Source organism: Bordetella ansorpii (assembly GCF_900078705.1).
Lineage (GTDB): Bacteria > Pseudomonadota > Gammaproteobacteria > Burkholderiales > Burkholderiaceae_B > Bordetella > Bordetella ansorpii_A.
In genome coordinates, this window is the sequence record NZ_FKIF01000008.1 from 261,537 (window position 1) to 285,488 (window position 23,952).

Below are 23,952 nucleotides of genomic sequence, written 5' to 3' on the forward strand. Positions count from 1 at the left end.
GGCGTCCTCCCCTCAAACATCCAGCAGCGGCTTGTGTTTGATGTGGCGGGCGAACACGGCCATGAACTGCGGATCAAGGCGCGCGCCCCAGACCGCCAGCGAATGGCCGACGATCCAGAGCACCACGCCCGGTATCCACAATTGCAGGCCCAGCCCGACAGCGGCGGCCAGCGTGCCGTTGGCGATCGCCACGGTGCGCGGCGCACCGCCCAGCAGAATCGGCTCGGTCAGCGAGCGATGCAGCGGCACCTCGAAGCCGGCGGCGAAGGTGTCCGGGGCACTCATACGACGGCCCCGCCGGAGAAGCTGAAGAACGACAGGAAGAAGCTCGAAGCGGCGAACGCGATGGACAGGCCGAAGACGATCTGGATCAGCTTGCGGAATCCGCCCGACGTATCGCCGAAGGCGAGCGCGAGGCCCGTGGCGATGATGATGATGACGGCCACGATGCGCGCCACCGGCCCCTGGATGGATTCGAGGATGGATTGCAGCGGGCCTTCCCACGGCATCGAGGAACCGGCGGCCTGCGCGGTTCCGGCCAGGAACAACAGCAGCGCGGCCAGCAGCAGCCCTTGTCCCGCAGGACGGGCCAGGCAGCGCAGCCGCGCAAGACGCAAAGCCGGATTTGCAGAAAAACGGAAAGCAGGAATGGTCATCTGCGTCATGGCAGTTCTCCAAGTGAGTCAGGGGGTGGGGAAGTCGCCGCAGCGGGTGCGGCATCGGGAAGTGGCTGAAGCTCGGGAAACGGCGTTTCCAGCGCGTCCGCCAGTTGGTAGCCCACTGCGTCGAAGCCGACGACACGGGCGATGCTCTCTATGCGGCGCTTGCGCCCGCGTCCGGCGATGTGGATCACCACGTTGACCGCCTCGGCGATCAGCGCACGGGGCGGATTCACCGCCACTTCGAGAATCAGTTGCTCCAGGCGCAGCAGCGCGCCGAGCGCGGAGCCGGCATGGATCGTGGCGATGCCGCCGGGGTGGCCCGTGCCCCATACCTTGATGAGATCCAGCGCCTCGGCGCCGCGCACTTCGCCAACGACGACGCGATCAGGCCGCAGGCGCATGGACGAGCGAACCAGCTCGGTCATCGACACCACGCCTGCGCGCGTGCGCAGGGGAACGTGGTCACGGGCCGCGCATTGCAGCTCCACCGTGTCTTCGAGCACCAGCACGCGGTCGCCCGTGGCGGCAATCTCGGCCAGCAGCGCATTGGCCAGGGTCGTCTTGCCGCTGCTGGTAGCGCCGGCGATCAAGACGTTCTGCCGCTCGCGCACGGCGCGAACGAGAAAGCCCGCTTGCGCGCTGGTCATCATCCCGTCGATGACGTACCGCTCCAGCGGAATGACGCCGATGGCGCGCTTGCGCAGCGCGAAGGCTGGCCCCGGCGCGGCAGGCGGCAAGATGCCCTCGAAGCGTTCTCCCGTTTCCGGCAACTCGGCCGACAGCAGCGGTTGGCCGCGATGCACCTCCGCTCCGACATGGGCTGCCACGAGGCGGATGATTCGCTCACCGTCCGCTTCGGACAGTTCCACGCCCATCGGCGCCCGACCACTGGAAAGCCGATCCACCCAGAGGGTGCGATCGGGATTCAGCATCACCTCCACCACGTCCGGGTCTTCGAGTGCCGCGGCGATCAGCGGCCCCATCGCCGTGCGCAGCATCTGGATGCGGCGGTCGAGCGACGTGGCGCTCATGGACTGCGGAACGGCGCTCATGACGCACGCTCCTGCGCTTGCGCGGCTGCCGCCGCGTCTTCCATCCGCATCGGGTCGGGATGCAGTTCTTCCACCACGTCGCGCACCAGGCTGCGCCCGCGCAGCAGGTGCCGGCCCAACTGTTCAACGAACTGCTCGAAGCGCGCTTTGCCTTGGGCGCGGGCGGCCTCTTGGTGTGCCTCGGGGACTGGCGTGCTGACCGTGAGGTAGTAGCGAATGAACAGCGCCAGCGTCTCGATCTGGATGTTCTGGTCGCGCTCCAGGCGTTCGGTTTGGCGCGACAGGCGATCCAACCGCTTGGCGATGGCCGCCTCGCGCTGGTCGGCGGCATCGGGCGACAGCCAGGACGCCAAGGCAGCGGCGACGATGGACGACTTGGACACGCCTTTCATGGCGGCCAGCTCGTCCAGGCGCTTGGCGTGCTCTGGCTGGATGAATAGGTTGAGGCGGTAGTGGCTCATAGCTCGATTCCGTCGTTGGGGTCGAGGGAAGCCAGCCGCGCCGTGCGCTGCATGACCGGGTCAAGCTGGCGAGGAAGGGGAAGCGGCAGGTCGTCGTCGTCATCGAGCAGCGCGAGGTCGGCAGTCGGCACGGCCAGCTCGGGGGCGTAGGTGACGGTTTCGGAGAGTTCGGGTTGGCGGCGCGGGCCGCCGTCATCCGTGGAACCCAGGCCATCGGCGGATGCCGTGGCCGGTGCGGCGGGCACGGCGGGAACCGCCAACCCGCTCCAGTCGTCGGGCCGCGATGGCGGCGCGTCTGCGTACTGCCCGCCCGCCAGTACGGGCGGCGACAGCACGCGACGCTTGAAATTGCCGTCCGCGTAGTAGCGCAGCTTCTTCGCCTTGATTGGCGCGACGCTGGACACCATCACCACCGCCTCGTCGGGCGGAAGCTGCATCACTTCGCCCGGCGTCAGCAGCGGGCGCGCGGTTTCCTGGCGCGACACCATCAGGTGGCCCAGCCACGGCGCGAGCCGATGGCCCGCGTAGTTGCGCTGGGCGCGCAGCTCGGTGGCCGTGCCCAGCGTCTCGGAGATCCGTTTGGCGGTGCGCTCGTCGTTCGTGGCGAACGTCACGCGCACATGGCAGTTGTCGAGGATGGAGTGGTTTTGCCCATACGCCTTGTCGATCTGGTTGAGCGACTGCGCGATGAGGAAGCTGCGGATGCCGTAGCCCGCCATGAAGGCCAGCGCCGTCTCGAAGAAGTCCAGGCGCCCCAGCGCAGGGAACTCATCGAGCATCAGCAGCAGCTTGTGGCGGCGCTCGATGCCATCGGAGCCATCGAGCGATTCGGTGAGGCGCCGTCCGATCTGGTTGAGGATCAGGCGAATGAGCGGCTTCGTCCGCGAAATGTCCGAAGGCGGCACCACGAGGTACAGCGATACCGGATGCTCGACCGCGATCAGGTCGGCGATGCGCCAATCGCAGCGCGAGGTGACTTCGGCCACCGTCGGGTCGCGGTACAGGCCGAGGAACGACATGGCGGTGCTCAACACGCCGGAACGCTCGTTGTCCGACTTGTTGAGCACTTCGCGCGCCGCCGAAGCGACGACAGGATGCGGCCCATCGCCCAGGTGGGGCGTGGTCATCATCCGGTGCAAGGTCAGCTCGAACGGGCTGGCCGGGTCGGAGAGGAAGTTGGCGACGCCGCGCAGCGTCTTGTCTTCGCCGGCGTAGAGCACATGCAAGATCGCACCGACCAACAGCGCGTGGCTGGTTTTCTCCCAATGGTTCCGGCGCTCCAATGCACCTTCGGGATCGACCAAAATGTCTGCGATGTTCTGAACGTCGCGCACCTCATGCGCGCCTCGCCGCACCTCCAGCAGCGGGTTGTAGGCCGCCGACTTCGCATCGGTCGGGTTGAACAGCAGGCAATGCGAGAAACGCGAGCGCCAGCCTGCGGTGATCTGCCAGTTCTCGCCTTTGATGTCGTGGATGACGGCGGATGCGGGCCAGGAAAGCAGCGTCGGCACCACGAGGCCAACGCCCTTGCCCGAGCGCGTAGGCGCGAAGGTCAGGACGTGTTCCGGGCCTTCATGCCGCAGGTACTGGCGGTCGTGCTGGCCGAGGAACACGCCGGCCGGTTGCGTGAGGCCCGCCTTGCGAATGTCCTGCGCGCTAGCCCAGCGCGCAGAGCCGTAGGTGGTAACGAGGCGAGCTTGGCGCGAGCGCCAGACCGACATGGCGATGGCAACGCCCACGGCGACCATGCCGCTGGTGCCGGCGATGGTGCCGCCGGTGTCGAATACTTCCGGTGCATAGGCCCCGAAGAAGAACCACCACTCAAACAGTTTCCAAGGGTGGTAGATCGACGTGCCAAGGAAGTCGAACCAGGGCGAGCCAAGGCGTACTTGATAGCCAAGGGCGGCTGCTGTCCATTGTGTGGCGCCCCACACGCCGGCGATCACGATGCCGAATACGACGGCGATCTGACCGAACAGCACGTTCGTCCCTTGCATGACCTGGCCTCCGATTTCTCCTGAGCTGATTCCTCATGGAAAGAGCGGCACAAAGGCGTGCCGCAGGCGTCAGGATCGGTGCCGGGTCAGTGCCGGTCAAAGACCGTTTTCAGCAGAAAGGTCGAGCAAAAAGACAGAATGAGTGTGACGGCGAGCCAAAGAAAAACGCCGCAAGCGAAGGCGCATTGCGGCGTGTCGAACAGAAAAATGAAGGCGATGCGGCGAATCGCCAACGATCAGAACTTGGGCGGTTCCTTCGGCGGCGTGTACGGCGTTTCGACGTCGCCATAGAACCGCTTGCGTGTGGCCTCGGCCACTCGGTTGCACAGCAAGTCGCCGAGCTTGGGGCGATCGGTCTTGCATTGCTGGCGCAACTCTTTGAGCCGTTCGGGGTTGGCCGCCAGTTCTTCCACTGTCGGGATATTCGCTTCCGACGTGTTGGCCTTCTGAGGCGTCTCGGACTGGCCGCAGGCAGTCAATGCGGCCACCAACAAGAATGGGACGGTCTTCTTCATGGCGGAGGCTCCTCTAGGAAATCGGAATGACGACCCGCCTTGGGCCTTGCGGGTTCCGGTGACTCGATGGCCTGCACGCGCTCAACGAACCGCGCCAGCACCTCGGACGGCTCGCCGTCGGGGTACAGCAGGTAGGTTGTCAGCGGCGGCACGCGCAATGCCAGCGGCCGGGCCACCACGCCTGAATCGGGATTGGCGGCAATGCGCGCGGCGCCAGTAAACCCAAGCGCGAGGCCGGCCGATACCAAGGCCATCATCAGATCGCACGTAGCGACACGCTCTGCGACCAGCGGCTCAATGTCGGCTCGGCGCAGCACCCGATCGACGAATTTGGCATGGCCTTCGCACACTTGTGGATCGCACAGAACCAGCGGATAGCGCAGCAGTTCCTCCAGAGGGATGCGCTTGTGTGCCAGCAGCGGATGCCGCGCTGGCACCGTCACGATGAGCGTGTCATTCCAGGCCGGCATGGTGGCGATGCCATCGCCCACGTCATCGGACTGTGCAAACCCCACGTCGTACATATCTTCATGCAGCCCCTTGATCTGCTGAGACAATGGCACCTCGAAGAATCGCAGTTCAACCTCGGGTTCTTCTTGGCGGCACAACGCCAGCAAAGCTGGCAGGCGCGATGGCGTGATGCCATCGGACAAGGCCACACGCAACTGCCCATGAAAGCCATTCGCCGCTGCTTTCACACTGTCGCGCGCTTGTTCCAAGGCGGAGAACACGCGGCGCACATGCACTATGAAGAGTTTGCCAGCACGAGTCAGCCGCGTACTGCGTGTGGTACGGGCGAGTAACACAACGCCCAATTCTTCTTCCAACTCCTTGATGGCTCGGGACAGGGGCGATTGCTCGATGTGCAGCTTCTCTGCGGCACGTGCGAAGTGAAGTTCCTCCGCTACAGCGAGAAAATATCTCAGGTGTCTCAATTCCATCGAATACTCACTCCCTGCGAACCAAGAAAGAAGCCGCTCCTTAACCATTGCCGGAACCTCGACTTGTTCATCCGGGCCAGCGCCGATGCAGCGTGTCGATGACAAACGGATGTGCGTGCGGCGCTACGCCATACGACCGAAGGTGCGCATGGTCATCTGGAAGATCGCCATGCTCATGCACAAGAACTGATTGGTCGTCTCGCGGCCAGCTCCGAACTGCGGCAAGCATCCCAACGACCGCAAGGCAACTCAGAGCAGCCAAGGCAACGCCAAGACCGAACTTGAGGCCGACCCAGCCTGCCAATGGGTACGCCAGCAGCCAACAGATATGCGAGAAGGAGAATTGCGCGGCGAACACCGCTGGTAGATCCTCCTCGTGTGCCGACCGCCGTATCAAGCGCCCTCCAGGCGTCACCAATCCGGCATAGGCAACGCCCAACACGCCCCATGCCGGCAGCAGCAACGCCCAATCTCGCCAAGATGGCAATGCGATCCAGGCGGCAGCAGTGGCCAGCAGCGCAAGCACCATCATCGTCGCGGCGGACAACATCACGCAGCGATCAGAGATTCGGTCAAGCACCTTGGGCAATAGCAGCGCGGCCAACGTGGAACCGCCTCCGAAGGTCGCAAGCGCCAGTGCAACCTGCTGTTCGCTGCCATCCAAGAAGTTCCGAACGATCACGATGGTGTTGACGAACACCATCGCCCCACCGGCCGCCGCGCAAAGATGCAATGCCAGCAGACCGCGCAACCGTGGCGTTTGGAGGTAGATGCGTGTTCCGCGAAGGAGTCTTTCGCCGAATCCACCGTTGCGCCTACTAGCGACGACGACTGCCGGAAGCGCCGCCGCCTTAATCAGTCCGGCCGAGAACAGAAAGCCGAAAGCCGTACCTACTAAGCCAGCAAGGTGGATGCTCATGTGACCCTCCGCCTCAGAAAAAAATGTTGTAGAGTATTATTCTACATTGAGACAATATCTACAACATGAAGATGATCACCCTGATTCTGTCTTTGCCCACCGAGAACGCCACAGCCCGGCAACGGGTCTGGCGTGCCCTCAAGGCATCCGGCGCCGCCGTCCTGCGCGACGGTGTCTACCTGATGCCGGAACACGAAGATTGCCGCACCACCCTGGAAGGGCTGGCGGCCGAAGTGCGCGAGGGAGGAGGGAGCGCCCATGTGCTGCGCATCGAGGAGCCGGAGGGAGAGAGCTTCGTCGCCCTGTTCGATCGCGGCGCTGAATTCACCGCCCTGTCAGCCGAAGTGGCACAGGTGCGGGAAACGCTGACCCCCGAGACCGTTCAAGACGCGCTCAAGCAAGTGCGCAAGCTGCGCAGGGCCTTCACCAATCTAATCGAAATCGACTTCTTCCCCGGCGAAGCGCAACGGCAGACGGATGCCGCCCTGTGTGAACTGGAACTGGCCTGTGCGCGGGCCTTGTCCCCGGACGAACCGCAGGCGATGAACGGCGTGATTGAGCGCCTGGGCCTGTCCGACTATCAGGGCCGTACCTGGGCGACGCGGCGCCGGCCCTGGGTGGACCGGCTGGCCAGCGCCTGGCTAATCCGCCGTTTCATCGACCCGCAGGCGCGGATTCTGTGGCTGGACAGTCCTGACGACTGCCCGCCCGACGCGCTGGGCTTCGATTTCGATGGTGCCACCTTCAGCCACATCGGTGGTCGCGTCACCTTCGAGGTGCTGGCTGTGAGTTTCGGGCTGGAACAGGCTGCCATCGCACGGCTTGGCCTACTGGTGCATTACCTCGATGTCGGTGGCATCCAGCCGCCCGAGGCGGTCGGCATCGAGAGCGTACTCGCCGGGCTGCGCGAAACCCTTACCCAAGACGATTCGCTGCTGGCCGCCGCATCTGCTGTCTTCGACGGCTTGCTCGCCAGCTTTGACAACAAAGGAGCAACCATAACGTGACAAATAACGTGACAGAAAGTTTGACGGAGGACGTTGTAGTGGCGGCTCCGCCGCCGGTCGGTTTTTGGGAGGCTTTTCGTCTCTGGCTAAAACTCGGTTTCATCGGCTTCGGCGGCCCCGCCGGACAGATCGCCCTCATGCACCGGGAACTGGTCGAACAGCGCCGCTGGATCAGTGAACGCCGTTTCCTGCACGCGCTCAACTACTGCATGCTGCTGCCGGGTCCGGAAGGGCAGCAGTTGGCCACCTACATGGGCTGGCTCATGCACCGTACCTGGGGAGGCATTGTGGCGGGCACCCTGTTTCTGCTGCCGGGGCTGGGCTTCCTGATCCTGTTGTCGTGGCTCTACATCGCCTACGGCGACACGGCCCTGGTGGCGGGACTGTTCTACGGCATCAAGCCCGCCATCACGGCGGTCGTGGTGCAGGCCGTGCATCGCATCGGCTCGCGGGCACTCAAGAACAGCGTGATGTGGGCCATTGCCGCCGCCGCTTTCGTGGCCATCTTCGCGCTGAACGTGCCCTTCCCCTACATCGTTGCCGGCGCCGCACTGACCGGCTACATCGGCGGGCGCATTGCACCGCACAGGTTCAAGACGGGTGGTGGTCATGCCGCAGCGGACAAGTCCTACGGCCCGGCACTGATTGATGACGACACACCAACGCCCGAACATGCCCGATTCCGCTGGTCCGGCCTGTTGCGCGTGGCCGTCGCCGGCTTTCTCCTGTGGTTGATTCCCATGGCGCTGCTCACGGCAGGCTACGGCTGGGATCACAGCCTGACGCAGATGGGATGGTTCTTCACCAAGGCGGCCCTGCTGACCTTCGGCGGCGCCTATGCGGTACTGCCCTACATCTACCAAGGCGCGGTTGGCCATTACGCCTGGCTCACCCCGACGCAGATGATTGACGGCCTGGCCCTCGGCGAAGCGAATCCGGGGCCACTGATCATGGTGGTGGCTTTCGTCGCCTTCGTGGGCGCCTATGTGCAGGCGCTGTTCGGTCCCGACCTTCTGTTCGTCGCCGGTGCCGTCGCGGCGGCGCTGGTGACCTGGTTCACCTTCCTGCCTTCCTTCATTTTTATTCTCGCCGGCGGACCGCTCGTCGAATCGACCCACGGCAATCTTCGCTTCACGGCGCCCTTGACCGCCATCACCGCAGCCGTCGTCGGTGTGATCCTGAACCTGGCCGTGTTCTTCGCCTATCACGTGCTATGGCCCGAGGGCCTGGCCGGGCGCTTCGACTGGATATCGGCGCTGATGGCGCTGGGAGCGGCTGTAGCCCTGTTCCGCTTCAAGCGCAGCGTCATCCAAGTCATTGCCGCCAGCGCTGTCGTGGGCCTGGTGTTGAAAACCCTGATTCTGTGAGGAACGAAGCCATGTCACTTGAAATACGCGCCTTGCCAATTGATCCAACCAGTCTCAGAGGTCTATCGGAACGACTGATTGTCAGCCACCATGAAAACAACTATTCAGGCGCGGTCAAAAGACTCAATGCCATTCGCAGAAAGCTCGCAGAACTTGATTACTTGAATGAGGCTGGATTTCTGATCAATGGCCTCAAGCGAGAAGAACTGGTGGCCTACAACTCGATGGTGCTGCATGAAGTGTACTTTGCGGCGCTGGGCGGTGATGGCCAGTTGCCGCCCGGCGACTTACGGGACGCCATTGAGCGCGACTTCGGAAGTCTGGCTCGCTGGCAAACCGAGTTCTCTGCAATGGGCAAAGCATTGGCGGGGGGTTCTGGCTGGGTGCTGTTGGTCTGGTCACCGCGTGATGGTCGGCTCAGCAATCAATGGGGATCTGATCACTGTCACGCCATGGCAGGGGGAACGCCCATACTGGCCCTGGATATGTATGAACACGCCTACCACATCGACTACGGCGCGAAGGCAGCAGCCTATGTAGATGCATTTATGGAAAATATCCTGTGGGATGAAGTGGCCAACCGATATATCCAGTGCGCCCGGACAGCCTGATCAGCATCTGCGCTTTGATGAAGGGTTCGATCAAGTCAGCCGAGTCACGAAGGAGGCAATGATGAAGTGGATTACACGTGAACGTCCCAAAATCGACCGTATCGCTTGTCCCTGGCTAATTCTGCGCTTCATCGACCATGATGCCGAGTTCCTTTACGTACCCGCATCAGAGGTTCTAGCCATTGCAGAGAAAACGGGTGCGATACCCTATGACATCCCAGGAGTAGAGTTTAGCCACGTCGGGGAGCAATGCAGCTTCGATGCCTTCTTGGCAAAGTACCAGCTAACCGAACCAGCACTCGTGCAGTTGGCCAACATCGTGCGCGGTGCCGACACTTCACGCCTCGAACTCACACCACAATCGGCGGGCCTCTACGCGATCTCGCTCGGCCTATCGCGCATGTTCGTGGACGACCACGAGATGCTGCGCCACGGCCTGGTGATGTATGACGCCCTCTATGCTTGGAACCGAGAGGGTCAAGACGAAACCCATAACTGGCCGCCTGCCTGAATGAACCCAAGCCCTTGGGATCAACAACCCCCAGGCGGCCTGGCAACACATTGAATCAGGAAGTGCCCTTTCGAATAGGCTGGCACTCCACTTCCGATGTCAGCTAGCAACGCACGACGTTCGTGAGGCTGCGATAGGAATATTCTGCGTATGCCAGACAGATTTCTATAACCAAGCTCTTTATGACAAGACCTGCGGTTTCATGTTGACGCTGGATGGATCTATATCAGGAGATCAGCCAACGGCAGGCCCACGCTGCCGTCCTATCTCCCAGGACACCCCGCCGCCGCGCACCGTAGCGGCAAGCTGCTGGCCCAGCCGCTGCTCGACCACCGGCCGCCACGGCACCAGACTGAACCCCTTGCCGTCATCGAGCATGGCGTAGCGCCCGCTGGCGAGCATGACGCTGCGCCGGTAGATACCGGCCACGCGCTGACCGTCACCCGCAGGCCGATATTCCAGGCCGGTTTCGGCCGCAATGTCCCTGGCGGCCTGCGCCAGCTCCCGATTGCGCAGCGTGCCCAGCAGATTGCGCGCCAGGATCACGCGCTGCCCACGCCGCTCTGCCAGCCCCTGTTCGGCCAGGAAGTCGGCACGGTGCTGCATCGCCTGTTTGGCCTCGCTGCCAAAACCCAGGTCACCCAGCCCCGACCCGCCACCGATCAACTGCTGGTCGAGCCAAGTGGCACCGATCACGCGGGCCTGCCGCTCGATGGGCAGGTGCGATTTCAGTTCCACCGCCACGCCGCCCAGGCGCTGCGCGTCATAGCGGCGGCCCTGTTCGGCCAGGTCGTTCGGCACCTTCCATAGCCCCTCGGCCACGCGCTCCACGATGCCGGCGCGGCGCAGGGCTTCCAGCCGGCGGACGTGGGCCGCGACGACTTCGTGCGAATCGCGGCCCGGCACGGCCTGACCCTGCGCGACGGCCAGGTGGTGGTCAGTGCGGTACAGGCCATCGCTCGCCAGCGCGGCGATGTTCTTGTCGGCCGCGCGCACGTCGGCCGACCCCTTCACCTCCACCACGGCGCCAGTCGGGTAGTTCGCCAGCTCGTCGCGGGCATTGAGCGCGACGTAGTGGGCCTTGCCGTCCACGCCGTCGATGACCAGATAGCCCCGGTCGCGCAGCTCGTCGGCCAGTCCCTTCGCGGCCACGCGGCCGAGGATGGTTCGGCCCTCGTCGCCCGGCTCGAACACCGCCAGTTCGCGCGGCTCGCCGCGCATCGCCCGCTGCATGGTGCGGATGATGTCGCCACGTTCGCCCAGGGCGCGCAGGGTCTTTTCCGCGTCGGCATGGACGGCCCAGGTGCCCGGCTGCATCTCGTCGGCCAGGCCCAGGCGCTGCAAGCGTTGCAGCCGGCCGATCAGCAGCAGGCGCTGGCGTTGCAGCCCAGGTTCGTTGAACCGTTCGATCTGCACCCGACCATCCTCGCCGGCCTCTCGTTGCAGGGTACGGTCGAGGCTCGTCCACCGTTCCTGCTCCACCTCGCGTTGCAAGGTCTGCTGGATCTCCAGCTCGGTGCGCGGCCCCAGCCATTCGGTCGCCAGTTCGGCGGCGCGATGGCGGAAGCCATCGGCGATGTAGTCGCCCGCGATGATGAGGTCTTTGCCGGTGTCGTCGCGTCCGCGCACGACGATGTGCGTGTGCGGGTTGTCGGTGTTCCAGTGGTTGACGGCTACCCAATCGAGGCCCATGCCCAGGTCGGCCTCCATGCGGCCCATGAGGTGCCGCGTGTAGGTGCGCAGGTCTTCCAGCTCGGCGCCGTCCTCGGGCGAGAGGATGAAGCGGAAGTGATGCCGGTCGTCGGCGCAGCGTTCCTTGAAGGCGTCGAGGTCGGCGGCATCGGTCTGCGGCCCGTAGGCTTGGCCCGGCTCGCCATCGCGGCCTACGCCATCGCGCTCGATGTAGCGCAGGTGCTTGGCGAGCGACTGCGGGCTGGCCTGGCGCTGGTTGACCAGCAGCGTCTTGATGGTCACGCGCCGCGACATGGGCGTCAGCTTCGCCCCGGCGAAGCGCGCCGCCGTGTGGCCGCGACCCAGGCGCGAGCCGGGCCGCTGGCCCGTGCCCCTCCCGGAGCCGCCGGCAGCACCAGGACGACGCACCGACGACTTGCCGCTGCTGGCCTTGCCTGCCTGCTTGAGCACCTTGGAGACGAAGCCCTGGCCCCGGTTCTTCGGGGCGCTGGGGCGGATGCGGAAATCATCGTCGCGGCGGTCGGTCATGGCTGCGCCCCCTGCAAGCTCTGGCGTGTCCGGTCGTGCGAAGCACGCGGACACGCCCGCATCGGCGCGGGCTTCGCGCCCCACGCGGCACGGCGGCGAAGCCGCTCCGTGCCGCGCAACCCCCATGTGCAGACTGGCTTTCGACGCGGCCCGGTGCCGCGTCCTTTTGTCTTGCCTTCCGCATTTGCCTCCCCCTGTCCCCCAGGTTCTCGATCCCGGCAACTGCGGCCCGGTGGCAAGGCTGCACCAGCAGCCAGCGCACCGGCGAACACGGCAATGGCCGCAGGCCAGCCGTGTTCGAGGCAAGACGCCTGCACGTGGGACGGCTGCGCCGGAGGCAGCGCGAAGTGCAGCGCGGATGCGCTCGCACTGCACGCGCGACGACATGACAACGGCCAGCAGAACGACACGCCCGATAGCACGATGATGCGCAGCGAATCGGTGGCCATCATGGGCGCGACTCCAGCCAGACGGGGCGCGCAACGCCGATCACGGAAGCTGCGCTGACCGGCCCGAAATACCGGCTATCGAACGACGCCGGATTGGTCACACTGAGGAGGAACAGCTCGCCATGCCGCAAGCGGTGGCATTGCTGCCGGGATGGCAGCGGCCGGCCCCAGCGATCGGCAGACAGCACGGCGGCTGAAGGCACGCCGTCGATGCGGACTTTGCCGTCAGCGATGCACACCTCTTGCGGCGCCACCGCGCCCACGCGCTTGAGCAGAGGAATGCGCGTCGGCAGGTAGCCGCGCTGCGCAGCGAGCGCGGCAGCCTCGGCAGGCAGCGGCACCAGCACGATGCTGCCTACCGACAACGGACGTGGTGGCGAGCTGGTGCGATGGTCGAGCGGATCGATGCGATACCAGCCGACCTCCACGCTGTCGGACGGGTTGTAGGTCAGGCGTGGCAGCGGATGCACGAAGGACGCCCAGGCCAGCGCAGCGAGGCCGCAGGCGGACAGGCCCGCCAGCACGAGGCGAGCGCGCACGCGCAAGCGAGGGTGCGGCGCGGTGCCGGAAGTGGAAACTGCGGTCATGGCAGCGCCCTCCCGGCCAGCCAGGCGGCGTGCCGCTCGGCGGTGTATTCGGGCAGCGGCAAGTGCGCTGCGAGCCGGTTGGCGAGCGTGCGCCAGTACGCGGGCGAGACGCCGACAGGCGTGATGCCCAGCGCCTCGATGGCGTCGATGCGCGCCAGCACGGCACGCACCGATTGCTCACCCTCGGCGTGCAGCAAGAGGCGCGCGCCAGGTTGCACGCCGGAGATGCGCTGCGCGCCATCCATCGGCATGCACGCCTGCATCACCATGAGCTGCCAGCGGATCGTGCCGTAGTCGTTGGCCTGCCAGCGGATGCGGCAGAGAACCGCATTCGGCGTGAACACCGCGCAGCGGCGCCAGCGGTCGAACCGGATGATGCGGGCAGGATCACCGAAGCGCAGGTAGAGGTCGAAGCGTTGGTCGATGTATGCGAGCGCAACGCGCGTCAGCGGTACGCCGTCGGCCACGCCGACAGGCGGGATGGACGGCGGTGCCGAAGCCGTCGAGGCGGGTGTGTTCATGAGGACTTCTCCGGGAATTCCCGCTCCAGCAGCGCGCGCAACAGATCGGCCACCGTCACGCCTTGCGTGAAGGCCGATACCTTGATGCGCGCCCGCATGGCGGGCGTGATGTCGAGGGTCAGGCGGGCCGTGTAGAGGTCGCCTTTCTGGAGGTCATCGGCACTGCCCTGGCGAATCCACGCCTCGGCGTGCGGATTCGCGGGCGGGCGAGCGCCGATGCCGATGCGCTTGCCCGTGCGCTTGCTGGCAGGAGTGCTCATGACGGCCACCGCAGCAGTTCATCGACCAGCGCGGTGATTTCGCGCGCGGCGGCGCTGTCTGGCGCCGTCTCGCGTGCAAGCCGGCCGGCGGCCACGCTGTCGGCAAACACGATGCGCTGATGCACTTCCGCGCGCAGCGCAGGAAGCGGCTGCTCGGCCAGCGCGCCGCGGGCCTCGCGTCCGATCACGGTGGTGCTCACGCGCCGGTTGATGACGAAGGCCGCGCGCAGCGCAGGCCGGAACACCTGCGCCTCACGGATCAGCGCCACCATCTCGGCGCTGGCCCACAGGTCGTAGGGGCTGGGCTGCACCGGGATCAGCACCCGCTCGGCCGCCAGCAGCGCGGAGCGCGCCAAGGCAGCGATCCTGGGTGGCCCGTCGATGACGACGTGATCGGCCCGCCTGGCGAGTTCTGGCGCTTCCTGGTGCAGCGTTTCGCGTGCGAGGCCCACGGCGCTAAATAGCCTTGGCAAACCTTGCTGGCTGCGGCGCTGTGTCCAGTCCAGCGCGGAGCCCTGTGGATCGGCATCCAGCAGGATGACCGACTGCCCGCGCATCGCCAGCTCGCCGGCGATGTGGGTGGCGAGCGTGGTCTTGCCCACGCCGCCTTTCTGGTTGAGCAGCGCGACGATCATGACCGGACCCTCCGTGTCGGAAAGCCCGCCTGTTGCCGCTGCGCTTCGCGTCCTGTGGCGGTTGTCCACCGAGGCGCGGCGCTGCTACTACCAGTTAGAGTATTTAAGTTAGGGAAGTTAGGAGAGGCCGAAACCCGCGCCAGTATTAGCTTTGCGGCCGGTTTTGTTGCCTGATAGCACGAGGATTCGTTGCCTGATAGCACGATACCTCTGTTGCCTGATAGCACGAGTCCGTCCACAGGCTGCGCAGCAGTTATCCCCGTGCCGTGGACGGCACGGGCCGGAACGTCAGCAGCGGCGAGGCAATGCCCGAGACGTACTCGATGCCCAACTGGTAGCCAGGCAAGGCTTGCCGCACCACCAGTGCGCGCAGGTCGGCGGCGAAGTCGTAGTACCGCGCCACGCTGCCCGACTTGCGGTACAGGTGCTGGAAGTCGAACTGCCAGCCGCCAGGCTGTCGCCCGCCGTGCTTGCGCACCAGGCGGTACAGCCATCGCTCGATCCCGCCCGTCAGCCGGAAATACGCCGGGTCGATGGTCAACACGAGGGCAGCATCGAGCACGCCCGCATAGAACCAGTCCGGCAGGATCAGTTCCAGCCCCAAGGGGGTGCCCTTGGCATCGGCCAGTTCCTTCCACTCGTTGATCCATGAGAAGCGATGCAGGCGCCGCCCGGTCGTCTCGCGGATCGACGTGGCCACGGTCGTGGACTGCAGCCGATCCAAGGCCGCCTTGAGGCGCTGGTAGTCGCGCAGCGACGTACCGCGCCCGATGAAGCGCAGGATCTCGTAGGGCGTGGCCTGCATCAGCCGCGACGGGCGCAAGCCCGCATCGCGGGCTTCCACAATCTGGCTTGCAGCCCAGATCAGGATGTCCGCATCCCAAATCGTGGCGATGCCATGCTCCTGCGTGCCCTCCACGCGGATCGTGATGCCGCTGGCGCGGAAGTCGATCGGCGCCGTGCGCCGCGACTTCGCCAGCGAGAAGAACGGAAAGGCCATCAAGTCCTGGCTGTCGCGCGGCGCCATGTCGCCCGGCAAGGCGCGGAACAGATCGAGCTGTTCGCGCTCTTGCATCGGTCGCTGCCGCATGGGCAGCGCGGGGCTGGACATGGCGAAGGCCACCCGCGCGCCAGCGATCAGCGCGCACGGCTGTCCGCCGAATGCTGCTCGGCGTACTCGGGCTCGGACGTGCTCTCGAAGCTGCGCTCGGCGGCCCAGGCATCGAGGTCGACCACGGCGTACATCACGCGGCGGCCGAACTTGCGGAACTTGGGACCGCCTCCCAGCACGCGCTGCTTTTCCAGCGTGCGCGGCGACAGGCGCAGGTACTCGGCGGCTTCGTCGTTGGTGAGATAGCGTTGGGGCTGCGCGGCAGCGGTCGAGACAGTAGCGGCAGGCCGCAAGGGAGCAGGACGCATGGTGAGAACCTCCATCGGTTGCAGGGCTCCGGCCACACAGCGCAACCGGATGAAGGCAGTCTCAGAAAACGAAGCCCTCCTGCTCAGGGTCGTTTTGCGCTCTCTTCAAAACGACCCTTCTCAAGCGGCGGCAGTTGTGCTAGGCGGCGATAGCCGCCGCGCATCAACGCATCGCCGCGCCGCACCAGGCGGCGCACCTTGGAGCGCAGGCCGCCGTCGCTGTACCAGCCGGCTGCGGCGTCCGCACCGAACAAGCCCTCGGCGACGTCGCGCAAGGACGCGCCCGCCAGGGTGGCGTCGAGCGCCTGCAGGGTGTGTAGCTCCAGCAGCGCCGCAGGCGGTGGCCTGGGCCGAGCCATTGACGCAGGCGTACCAGGCATAGGGGCCGCAGGGGCGGCGTGACGGCCACGATAGGCATGGGCCACGGCCATGCCGTCCTCCAGGCCAGGCGCCAGCGCATAGCGCTGGCAAAGGCTGGGGCTGCGCGCGATCAGCGCCAGACCCTTGCCGTCGTGCAGCAACTGCTTGTGGCCGGGGATGCGCCAGAACGCGAAGGCGGTGGCATCCGGAGGCGGATCGGCATCGGGGTGAAGCTGCACCACGGCCCCATGGCCGGGAAGCCAGGCCGGATGCGCGTCACGCGCATCCACGTCCGGGTCTTCCAGCAGACGCAAGCCCCAGCGATGCGCGGCATCGGGGCAGCGCGCACGGCGCAGCCAGTCGATCCGGTAGTCGGGATGGCGGCGCAGGTACTCCCAGGCCAGTGCGAGCGTGTCCAGACACAGGACGTAGAGGTAGGCGGCGGTCGGATACCAGTGCGCGAGGTGGTGCGGTTCGGCCATGACGCAAGCTCCCGTAGAGCAGGACGGCCGTCACTGGTTTCACACGCCAACGTCACCGCATCGAACTAGCATCCAATCGTGAATAAGCTGGTAGATTAGTAACTTGCGTGTCAAGACGAAAAGCATCCGATGGATTGCGCGGATCGTCTGAATGCGACGGTGGCGCGCGAGGAAATGCGGCCTCCTGCGCTATCCACCGTGCCCGATGGCACGGCTGGCGTCATGACCGTTTGCGTCAGGGTGGCACTGGTTTGGTGCAACAGTGCGGATTAAGACCTGACGGGTCTGGAGCAAGACCGAAATAGCCTCAATGCGCCCGGCTTGGCCGTGGCGCGAACGGCTCAATCGAGGACGGAACCGTTCTCCTGGGCCAGCCGCAGGTACTCCGACAACGGGCGCACCGCCCGGAAATACCGATCTCGCATCACGGGCTGTTTGCTCGGCCCGACGATGGATGCGAGGTCGGACAGCTTGATCTCGCCCAGCTCAGGCATGCTGATCCCCAAGTCGATCAGGCCATGGGCCGTATCGCCGTCAGCGGGGTCAAGCGACACCAGCAGCCAAGTGGCGTGTGCGTCCGGCGTGAACAACCGCACCACGGGCAGCGGGTCGATGGCCCGGCCAGCGGCCCGGACCCGGCCGTGTTCCAGCAGTTGCTTGCGCTCGTCCTCGGTCATGAGTTGGTTCATGGGCGTTACCTCATTCGCACAAAACCGCCGAAGCGTGAAAGCGCAAAACCGCATCGGCGGGTTTGTGGAAAGGCACGGATGCGGTTTTGTGCTTCTGTGAGAAGCTGCAGATACGGATTTCCGTAAAAGCACGAAAGCGGCAGGCGGGCATAGTTGAACACTATAGATTGTAGCCCTATAGGGCTCAATCGGATGTCATCTTGGATTTTGCGGAGATCCAGGGTTGGCAGCGAAACATACATTGTCGGAGGCACTAAAGACCATCAGGAAAGCACGTGGTTTGAGCCAGGAAGCGTTCTCGGACGTGTCCAGCCGCACCTACATGAGCACGCTGGAACGCGACCTCAAAAGCCCCACCTTGAACAAGCTGGCCGAGCTGTGCGAGGTCATGGAGGTGCACCCGCTCACGCTGCTGACGCTGGCCTATGCCGGCGACGACCTGCAGCAGGTCGATCAGCTGCTGGCGCAGGTGCGCCAGGAGTTGGAGACTGTGGCGAAGAAGAGTGACACGCCATAGCGTGCGACCGCGCTGGCGTGGCCGATCCGGTGCAGCCGGTTCGGGGACTTCAGGGGCGCCAAGCATCGCGCGGCGGGGAGAGGCCGCAGGGTTTTCCCCCGGAGGCAAGCGAAGCGCGCAGCTGCGATAGGGATTGAAGCCGAATGGCCATGACGGCGAAGTCGGCATGGGGCGCAGCCCGCAAAGCCCGGTCGGCGCAGTGCGCCGAATCGCCCTGCATTCGCCCTGGCAACACGAAGTCATGGTGATGCTGCCCGACCACCACCATCACGAAGCTGGGAGAGCCAAGCCTTCCAGTCTGCTGATCCAAGCAGTACAGCGCCCCGCCGCAGTGGGCGGGGCGCTGGCGGCCGTCAGGCCGCCTGGGGCTTGCTGCGCGACCAGATCAGGTCGTGCGTGCCGTTCTCTCCTTCGATCAGGCGGGCATAGACCGTGGCCGGGAACGAAGGATCGTCGAGGGTCACGGAGATGTACTCCCGCCCGGCCTCGCTGGTCTTCTTCCACGCCGCGCCGATGTCGTGGCTGGCGGCCTGCAGGCGGAAGTCCGGGGCCTTCTCGTTGTCCCCCTTGTCGTTGGGCACCAGCTTGACCTTGACGTTGAGCGTCAGGGTGCGAAGCGTGCCGGTGAAGCCGTCTTTGTCTGCGGTGAAGGTGCCGATGTTGGCCATGATGAAACTCCTTTTGGTGGAACAAGGTTCGCGCCCATCGCGTCCTTGTTGTGATCCGGCCGGCGGGGGACGGGCGGGCTGCACCGCTTGCGGTCGCAACGCAGTGGAGAGCCGGGAGGCGAAAAGAATTTGTCCCGCGAGGAATGCGCCGAACGCAGTGACAAAGCAGGGGAAATTGTTTTCGCCGGACGGTTGCAGCCATGAAGCCCGAGGCGCAGCCGCGCCACCGCTAGGATTCACAACAACACAAGGACGCCTTGGGCCGAACCGCATCGAAAGGAGGCAGGGCCGGCTCGGCATCCCCGCACGAAGGCAGCACCGGCTCGCCCACTGACGCGGGCCAGGTCAACCATCCGACGACAAGCGAGAACGCCCCGGCCGCACCTTGCGGCGCCGGTCTTGAGGCGTGGCGTGGAAGCTCCATAGCGATGCCGGGCGGGATGTCCGTGAACCGTCCTTCGTGACGTGATGGGCGAGAACCGCCAGCGTTGAGGACGGCACGCATTCGCACAACCTGCCGCAGCAAGCACCAGCGTGTTCGCCAGCTCCGTCCATTGCGGCGGGGCGCTGGCCGGGCCGATCCGGCATCGACGGTTCGGCGGCATCGAGGGGCGCCAAGCTCGCGCGGCGGGGATGGGCCTTGCGCCGATCCCCCGGAGGCAAGCGCAGCGCGCAGCGCCGCAGGCGCGAAGGCGTGAGTGGATTGAAGCCGAATGGCCGTGACAGCGAAGTCGGCACGGGGCGCAGCCCGAAAGCCCGGCGGCGCTACGCGCCGACACGCCCAGGCCGTTCTATATTTTGAGCAGGGAACGCAGAACACCATGACCATCCAGCTACGACACGAAACCACGAACGACATTGCCGCTATCGAGGCCGTGACCATTGCCGCCTTCGCCGATGCGCCGCACACCAGCCACACGGAGCAATTCATCGTGCGTGCATTGCGCGACGCTAGCGAACTGACGCTTTCCATCGTGGCCGAAGAACACGGCCAGGTCGTCGGCCATGTGGCTCTGTCGCCGGTGACTATCACCAACGACCACGGCCACAAGGCCAAAGGCTGGTGCGGCCTGGGGCCGATCTCCGTCCTGCCGCAGAGGCAGGGGCACGGCATCGGCTCGCGCCTGATGGAACAGGCGCTGTCTGAACTGCGGGCCATGCAGGCCGAAGGCTGTGTGCTGCTCGGAGAGCCCGCGTACTACGGGCGCTTTGGCTTCCAGGCCCATGCGGGCCTGCAACTGCCGGGCGTGCCGCCCGGCTATTTTCTCGCACTGGCCTTCCATGGGCCAGTGCCCGAAGGCATCGCGCAGTACAGCGATGCCTTCAACGCCGCCGCCTGAGTGCCAGTGAAGGCGGCGGCGTAATGCCCCGGCTATTCGGCTTCAACACCGGGCGCGGCCACCGCCGCGCCCGGATTATGCGTTTCACCGCGCCCAGGGCGGAACGGCCTGGGCGCGGTGCTGACGATGATCATTCCTTCGTTTCGATGATCCACCACACGGCACGCGGCAAGGCGCGGCCCGTGATGGGATGTATGTCGGTGAGGTCAGCGCGGGCCGACCAGCCCGAGGGCGGTCGGTAGCCGCGCACGTCGCCATCGCCGTGCCAGCGGCGGGCGCGCACCGTGCCGGGTGCATAGACCGCCGCCATGCGCGGGCGGTTGGTGGTGGTGCGGGTCATGGGGGCTTCTCCTTGCAGCGAAGCGCCCCGGTCGAAGCCGGGGCGCTTGCCTTCGGCGTGGGTCAAGCGGCCAGCGCCTCGGCGGGTTCATCCGCCATTGCCTCGGCATCCTCCGGGGCGTCCTGCTCCGGGCCTGCCTCCTGCGCGCTTTCCTTCACTGCCTGCTGCGGGCCTTCGACCTTAAAGATGGCAGGCATCCAACCCGCGCCATCGGCCAGCCGCTCGGCTTCGCTGGCAATGTCGGCCTTCTTCAGCTTCGCCAGCCGGGAAACCTGATCGGGCGCGTACTCGCCCACGGCTTGCAGAACTGCCGCCTTCGGAACGTGCTTGAAATACCCCTCGGCGGTCGGCTGCCACCATGCGGCCATGTCGAGGCCCACGGCCTGCGCCAGTTCCTCGCCGGGCTGGTGCGGTGTGGCGCGAGGCGTCACCACGTCCACCGTGGAAGCCACGCACACGGCCAGCAGCTTGACCAGTTCGCCTTGCTCCATCGCCAGCAGCGCGGCAAACAGTTCGGCGCTGTCCTCGGGCAGCTTGCCGCTCCACGCCTGCTGCAATTCACGCAGCGCCACAGCGGCGGGTGACTCGGGCCAGTCCGGGGCCATGCCGTCCAGCCGGTCTTGGACTTTCAGGCTCACGCCCAGCGGCAGGTCGCGCCCGTAGTAGCGGCCCTGCAAGACGGTCTGCACCATGCCATGCACCAGCGCGGCCACCGCCACCTGCGGATGCCGGGCCACCTCGATTTGCAGCGCGGCGGTGCGATGGGCGCTCAGGCGCTGGGCCAGTCGGTCGGAAATCGCTGCTGCCTTGGGCGGCTCGTCGTCCTCGCCTTCGTCATCGTTCGCGGCATCTGGGTCGCTGAACCCTTGGCGCAGCTTCTCCAGTGTGCGCAGTGCCTTGGCCTCGGCCTCGCGCAGCAGTCCGCGATGAATCACCACCTCGCCGTTGCGGCCGATGGTGACGATGGCCCCGGCTGCGGCCTTCACGTTCGCGCCGTACCCCTGCAAGCCGTCTTCCAGCGCCTGCAACTGCTCGCCCAGCCGCTCGCCTTCCTCTTGCAGCGCATCGGCCTTGTCCTCGTCGTCGGCGTCCGTCGCGGCATCAATGGCTTCGGCCACCTCCTGCATCTTGGCTTGCAGCCTCTCGATGCGCTGTGCTTCGCGCTTGTTCGGCTCGCGGCGCTCCCTCGGCGCACGCTGGAAGGCGTGCAGATCGGCATGGGTCACGCCCGGCGTGGCATCAGCCCAAGCCCAGCCCTCGGCCTTCACCTCTGCGGCGATGCCCGCCAGCTTGTCTTGCGCCAGTCGTTCCAGCAGCGCGGCGTCGGTCAGGTACACGCCTGCATCGCCCTCCGCGAACAGGTCGCGGCGGATGCCGCCGCCCGCCTGCTCGTAGGTGTCCAGCCCGACGAAGCGCACCAGCGGATGCCGGTAGGCGTCAATCTCGCGCTCCGTCAGACGTTCGCGCAAGTGCGAGGGTTGGCGCTGCCATTGCGGCGCATCGTAGAACGCGCATTCCTGCGCGGCGTGGTCGTCGGTGATGGAGAGCGCCATCAGCTGATCGAGGCTCACGGCATCGGCCCGGTAGTCCTCCATCAAACGCGGCGAGACATTGGCGAGCTTCAAGCGGCGCTGCACCACCAGCGGCGTAACGGAGAAATCCGCCGCAATGTCCTCAATCGGTCGGCCTTCGGCCACCAGCGCGGCGAAGGCTTCAAACTGGTCTGCTGGGTGCATGGCTTCGCGCTGCACGTTCTCGGTCAGGCTGGCGGTGCGGGCCGTGCCATCGGCCACCTGCAGGCAAGGCACGTCCCAATCCTTGGCGATACGGTGCTTCTTTGCCAGCAGCTTGAGGGCCGCAAAGCGTCGGCCACCTGCCACCACCTCGTAATGCAGGTCATCGGCGGCGGGAATCACGATCAGGTTTTGCAGCAGGCCCACGCGCTGAATGCTCGCGGCCAGCTCGGGGATGGACATGCGCGGGACGGTCTTGCGCACGTTGCGGCCCGTGGGGCGCAGCACCAGCCGCGACAGCGGAACCAGAATCATGTGCTTGCTCGGGTCGGCGGCTTGCAGCACGTTTGCGCGGCTGTCGAGGGCTTGAGCTTCGGTGTAAGTAACGGCGTTCATGGTGAATCTCCAATCAAGTGAAACAAGGGAATGGAGGGGAAACCGCCCCTCCGGCGGGGAACACGTCAGAGGGGGTCAGGCCTTGAGGGCGCGCATGCCATCGGCCAGCAGCCACAGGGCGCGGTTCAGGCGAATGTCCGAATCAATGCCCTGCACGGGGCGGGTCTGCTGTCTGCGGCCATTGGCGGCGCGGCCATGCAATCCGCCCTTGGTCAGGTTCTCCTGCGTGCGGTTGAACACGCTCCACAGGTCGGGGCGGCGGTCGTCGAAGCGGCGCGGCATCAGGATTTGCGATTCCGTGACGGGCGCGGGCTTGGTTGGGTCGTCGTACTTGAGGGCCAGCGCGGCGCGGGCGAACACTTCCGATTCCCCGGCATCCAGCGTGATGGCCTGCATGGATTCGCGCGATTCCTGCGCATGCTCGAAGCCGCTCAGCACCTGATAGGCGCCCTCGATGACATGGCCCGCCACGTCGCCCTTGTGGGGCACGCGCACATCGCCCACGGTGTCGCCGCAGACAAGGCCATTGCTGCAAACGAAGCGGAACATGCCACCCAGTAATTGATAGCTGCTCGTGCCGTCGTGCGAGTTCAGCAGGATGATTTCATTGGCTTCGCGGGCGTTGATCTGGTTGGCGTGGCGCAGGCGCAGCATGTGTTTCGTGTGCTCGCGCCGGCCCTCGTTGCGAACGCGGGTCTGGCACACCATGAAGGGCTGAAACCCCTCTTTGCGAAGCTCGGTCAGCACGGCGGCGGTGGGGATGTAGCTGTACCGCTCGGAACGGCTTTCATGGGGGGCATCCGCGAAGATGGACGGGGCCACGCGGCGGATCTGGTCATCGGACAGCGGGGAGTCGCTGCGCAATGCGGGGGAATGGGAAGCGAAGCGGGATGCGAGTTGCATGGTCTTTCTCCTGAACAAAAAGGCTGTTGAAGAAAACCGCACACCGGATTCCAAGATTCGAAGCCCAGCCTTTCGGCTGTTCGGTGCGGTCGGCGCGAGGAACCCGGTTGGCCCTGTTGCCACCGTCTTTCCTGAGTTCATCGCCCGCGACGAAAGGGAGCGCGCGGACGGGGGCCGTCAAGGAAACAAGCGCAGGGTGGGGCGGCCCGCAGGCGCAGCCGAGGACACGGCCCTGCGCGCCTTGACGGCACACGGCCGCGGGCTACAGTCGCGGACAAGGTGATGAAGTCAGGGAAGAGGACTGGACATGGCAACGGCCATCCCACAAGCCGACCGCACGGCAAGCGAAGCGCGCAGGCTCGAAGCTGGAAGCCGGGCCGGAGGCGTCAG

Annotated in this window: 27 protein-coding genes; 6 read left to right on the forward strand and 21 right to left on the reverse strand. The window is 65.7% G+C overall.

Going from position 1 to position 23,952, the window contains the following annotated elements; translation table 11 throughout:
- Positions 1-12: 12 nt before the first annotated feature.
- The 8 genes from A6745_RS21715 to A6745_RS21750 all read right to left on the reverse strand — a co-directional run bounded on the left by A6745_RS21715 (position 13) and on the right by A6745_RS21750 (position 6,547).
- A complete protein-coding gene (locus tag A6745_RS21715) occupies positions 13-285 on the reverse strand; it encodes a VirB3 family type IV secretion system protein (RefSeq protein WP_023083647.1) in 273 nt (90 codons plus the stop codon).
- Positions 282-665 (reverse strand): TrbC/VirB2 family protein, encoded by a 384-nt coding sequence (locus tag A6745_RS21720; protein WP_003103996.1) that lies wholly within the window; start codon positions 663-665, stop codon positions 282-284. Before A6745_RS21720 ends, A6745_RS21715 begins: the two co-directional genes overlap by 4 nt.
- Positions 662-1,714, reverse strand: a complete 1,053-nt coding sequence (gene trbB, locus A6745_RS21725) for a P-type conjugative transfer ATPase TrbB (protein WP_066131865.1) — start codon at positions 1,712-1,714, stop codon at positions 662-664. Before trbB ends, A6745_RS21720 begins: the two co-directional genes overlap by 4 nt.
- Positions 1,711-2,175 (reverse strand): ribbon-helix-helix protein, CopG family, encoded by a 465-nt coding sequence (locus tag A6745_RS21730; protein ID WP_028240151.1) that lies wholly within the window; start codon positions 2,173-2,175, stop codon positions 1,711-1,713. The genes trbB and A6745_RS21730 overlap by 4 nt, the downstream gene beginning before the upstream one ends.
- On the reverse strand, positions 2,172-4,172 hold the full coding sequence (locus A6745_RS21735; protein WP_028240152.1) for a conjugal transfer protein TraG: 2,001 nt from the start codon (positions 4,170-4,172) through the stop codon (positions 2,172-2,174). Before A6745_RS21735 ends, A6745_RS21730 begins: the two co-directional genes overlap by 4 nt.
- A 236-nt stretch (positions 4,173-4,408) precedes the next feature.
- Positions 4,409-4,687 carry an EexN family lipoprotein gene (locus tag A6745_RS21740; RefSeq protein ID WP_028240153.1) on the reverse strand — a complete coding sequence of 93 codons (279 nt, stop codon included), beginning with the start codon at positions 4,685-4,687 and terminating at the stop codon, positions 4,409-4,411.
- Entirely contained in the window at positions 4,684-5,628 is a 945-nt protein-coding gene (locus A6745_RS21745) for a LysR family transcriptional regulator (protein WP_017677032.1), read from the reverse strand. Before A6745_RS21745 ends, A6745_RS21740 begins: the two co-directional genes overlap by 4 nt.
- Positions 5,629-5,695: 67 nt before the next feature.
- Entirely contained in the window at positions 5,696-6,547 is an 852-nt protein-coding gene (locus A6745_RS21750; RefSeq protein WP_051231742.1) for an MFS transporter, read from the reverse strand.
- Positions 6,548-6,612: 65 nt separating this feature from the next.
- On the opposite strand from A6745_RS21750, the gene A6745_RS21755 reads away from it, so the two are divergent.
- From A6745_RS21755 to A6745_RS21770, 4 genes are all read left to right on the forward strand, one after another.
- Positions 6,613-7,554 carry a chromate resistance protein ChrB domain-containing protein gene (locus A6745_RS21755; protein WP_066131868.1) on the forward strand — a complete coding sequence of 314 codons (942 nt, stop codon included), beginning with the start codon at positions 6,613-6,615 and terminating at the stop codon, positions 7,552-7,554.
- Between the two features lie 20 nt (positions 7,555-7,574).
- Entirely contained in the window at positions 7,575-8,921 is a 1,347-nt protein-coding gene (gene chrA, locus A6745_RS21760; RefSeq protein ID WP_028240155.1) for a chromate efflux transporter, read from the forward strand.
- An 11-nt stretch (positions 8,922-8,932) separates the two neighbouring features.
- Positions 8,933-9,532, forward strand: coding sequence for a superoxide dismutase (locus A6745_RS21765; RefSeq protein ID WP_028240156.1), 600 nt, complete (start codon positions 8,933-8,935; stop codon positions 9,530-9,532).
- A gap of 61 nt (positions 9,533-9,593) precedes the next feature.
- Complete coding sequence (locus A6745_RS21770) at positions 9,594-10,043, forward strand: chromate resistance protein ChrB domain-containing protein (RefSeq protein WP_017677027.1); 450 nt, start codon at positions 9,594-9,596, stop codon at positions 10,041-10,043.
- Positions 10,044-10,277: 234 nt separating this feature from the next.
- Here the strand turns inward: A6745_RS21770 and A6745_RS21775 are convergent, their stop codons facing one another.
- The 9 genes from A6745_RS21775 to A6745_RS21815 all read right to left on the reverse strand — a co-directional run bounded on the left by A6745_RS21775 (position 10,278) and on the right by A6745_RS21815 (position 17,665).
- Complete coding sequence (locus A6745_RS21775) at positions 10,278-12,263, reverse strand: relaxase/mobilization nuclease domain-containing protein (protein WP_028240157.1); 1,986 nt, start codon at positions 12,261-12,263, stop codon at positions 10,278-10,280.
- A gap of 448 nt (positions 12,264-12,711) precedes the next feature.
- The gene (locus tag A6745_RS21780) at positions 12,712-13,299 is read right to left on the reverse strand and encodes a S26 family signal peptidase (protein WP_011517538.1); all 588 of its coding nucleotides are present in this window, start codon (positions 13,297-13,299) and stop codon (positions 12,712-12,714) included.
- Positions 13,296-13,820 (reverse strand): DUF2840 domain-containing protein, encoded by a 525-nt coding sequence (locus tag A6745_RS21785; RefSeq protein ID WP_003056183.1) that lies wholly within the window; start codon positions 13,818-13,820, stop codon positions 13,296-13,298. Before A6745_RS21785 ends, A6745_RS21780 begins: the two co-directional genes overlap by 4 nt.
- Positions 13,817-14,080, reverse strand: coding sequence for a hypothetical protein (locus tag A6745_RS21790; protein ID WP_003056186.1), 264 nt, complete (start codon positions 14,078-14,080; stop codon positions 13,817-13,819). The genes A6745_RS21785 and A6745_RS21790 overlap by 4 nt, the downstream gene beginning before the upstream one ends.
- The gene (parA, locus tag A6745_RS21795) at positions 14,077-14,715 is read right to left on the reverse strand and encodes a ParA family partition ATPase (protein WP_003056189.1); all 639 of its coding nucleotides are present in this window, start codon (positions 14,713-14,715) and stop codon (positions 14,077-14,079) included. The genes A6745_RS21790 and parA overlap by 4 nt, the downstream gene beginning before the upstream one ends.
- 253 nt (positions 14,716-14,968) lie before the next feature.
- Complete coding sequence (locus tag A6745_RS21800; protein ID WP_011517539.1) at positions 14,969-15,826, reverse strand: replication initiator protein A; 858 nt, start codon at positions 15,824-15,826, stop codon at positions 14,969-14,971.
- A gap of 26 nt (positions 15,827-15,852) precedes the next feature.
- The gene (locus A6745_RS21805) at positions 15,853-16,134 is read right to left on the reverse strand and encodes a helix-turn-helix transcriptional regulator (protein WP_023123353.1); all 282 of its coding nucleotides are present in this window, start codon (positions 16,132-16,134) and stop codon (positions 15,853-15,855) included.
- 83 nt (positions 16,135-16,217) lie between these two features.
- The gene (locus tag A6745_RS21810; RefSeq protein ID WP_011517541.1) at positions 16,218-16,976 is read right to left on the reverse strand and encodes a DUF2285 domain-containing protein; all 759 of its coding nucleotides are present in this window, start codon (positions 16,974-16,976) and stop codon (positions 16,218-16,220) included.
- Between the two features lie 341 nt (positions 16,977-17,317).
- The gene (locus A6745_RS21815; RefSeq protein ID WP_003056199.1) at positions 17,318-17,665 is read right to left on the reverse strand and encodes a DUF2958 domain-containing protein; all 348 of its coding nucleotides are present in this window, start codon (positions 17,663-17,665) and stop codon (positions 17,318-17,320) included.
- A gap of 223 nt (positions 17,666-17,888) precedes the next feature.
- On the opposite strand from A6745_RS21815, the gene A6745_RS21820 reads away from it, so the two are divergent.
- Positions 17,889-18,182, forward strand: a complete 294-nt coding sequence (locus A6745_RS21820; protein ID WP_003056202.1) for a helix-turn-helix domain-containing protein — start codon at positions 17,889-17,891, stop codon at positions 18,180-18,182.
- 353 nt (positions 18,183-18,535) lie between these two features.
- On the opposite strand, the gene A6745_RS21825 is transcribed toward A6745_RS21820, so the two are convergent.
- Positions 18,536-18,850 carry a DUF736 domain-containing protein gene (locus A6745_RS21825; protein ID WP_003056203.1) on the reverse strand — a complete coding sequence of 105 codons (315 nt, stop codon included), beginning with the start codon at positions 18,848-18,850 and terminating at the stop codon, positions 18,536-18,538.
- An 821-nt stretch (positions 18,851-19,671) separates the two neighbouring features.
- Here A6745_RS21825 and A6745_RS21830 point away from each other — a divergent pair.
- The gene (locus A6745_RS21830; protein WP_011517543.1) at positions 19,672-20,190 is read left to right on the forward strand and encodes a GNAT family N-acetyltransferase; all 519 of its coding nucleotides are present in this window, start codon (positions 19,672-19,674) and stop codon (positions 20,188-20,190) included.
- A 130-nt stretch (positions 20,191-20,320) separates the two neighbouring features.
- Here the strand turns inward: A6745_RS21830 and A6745_RS21835 are convergent, their stop codons facing one another.
- The 3 genes from A6745_RS21835 to A6745_RS21845 form a co-directional block, all read right to left on the reverse strand.
- Entirely contained in the window at positions 20,321-20,530 is a 210-nt protein-coding gene (locus A6745_RS21835; RefSeq protein WP_003056207.1) for a hypothetical protein, read from the reverse strand.
- Between the two features lie 62 nt (positions 20,531-20,592).
- Complete coding sequence (locus A6745_RS21840) at positions 20,593-22,659, reverse strand: ParB/RepB/Spo0J family partition protein (protein WP_003056209.1); 2,067 nt, start codon at positions 22,657-22,659, stop codon at positions 20,593-20,595.
- Positions 22,660-22,734: 75 nt separating this feature from the next.
- Positions 22,735-23,562, reverse strand: coding sequence for a DUF932 domain-containing protein (locus A6745_RS21845; RefSeq protein ID WP_003056211.1), 828 nt, complete (start codon positions 23,560-23,562; stop codon positions 22,735-22,737).
- Positions 23,563-23,952 lie beyond the last annotated feature (390 nt).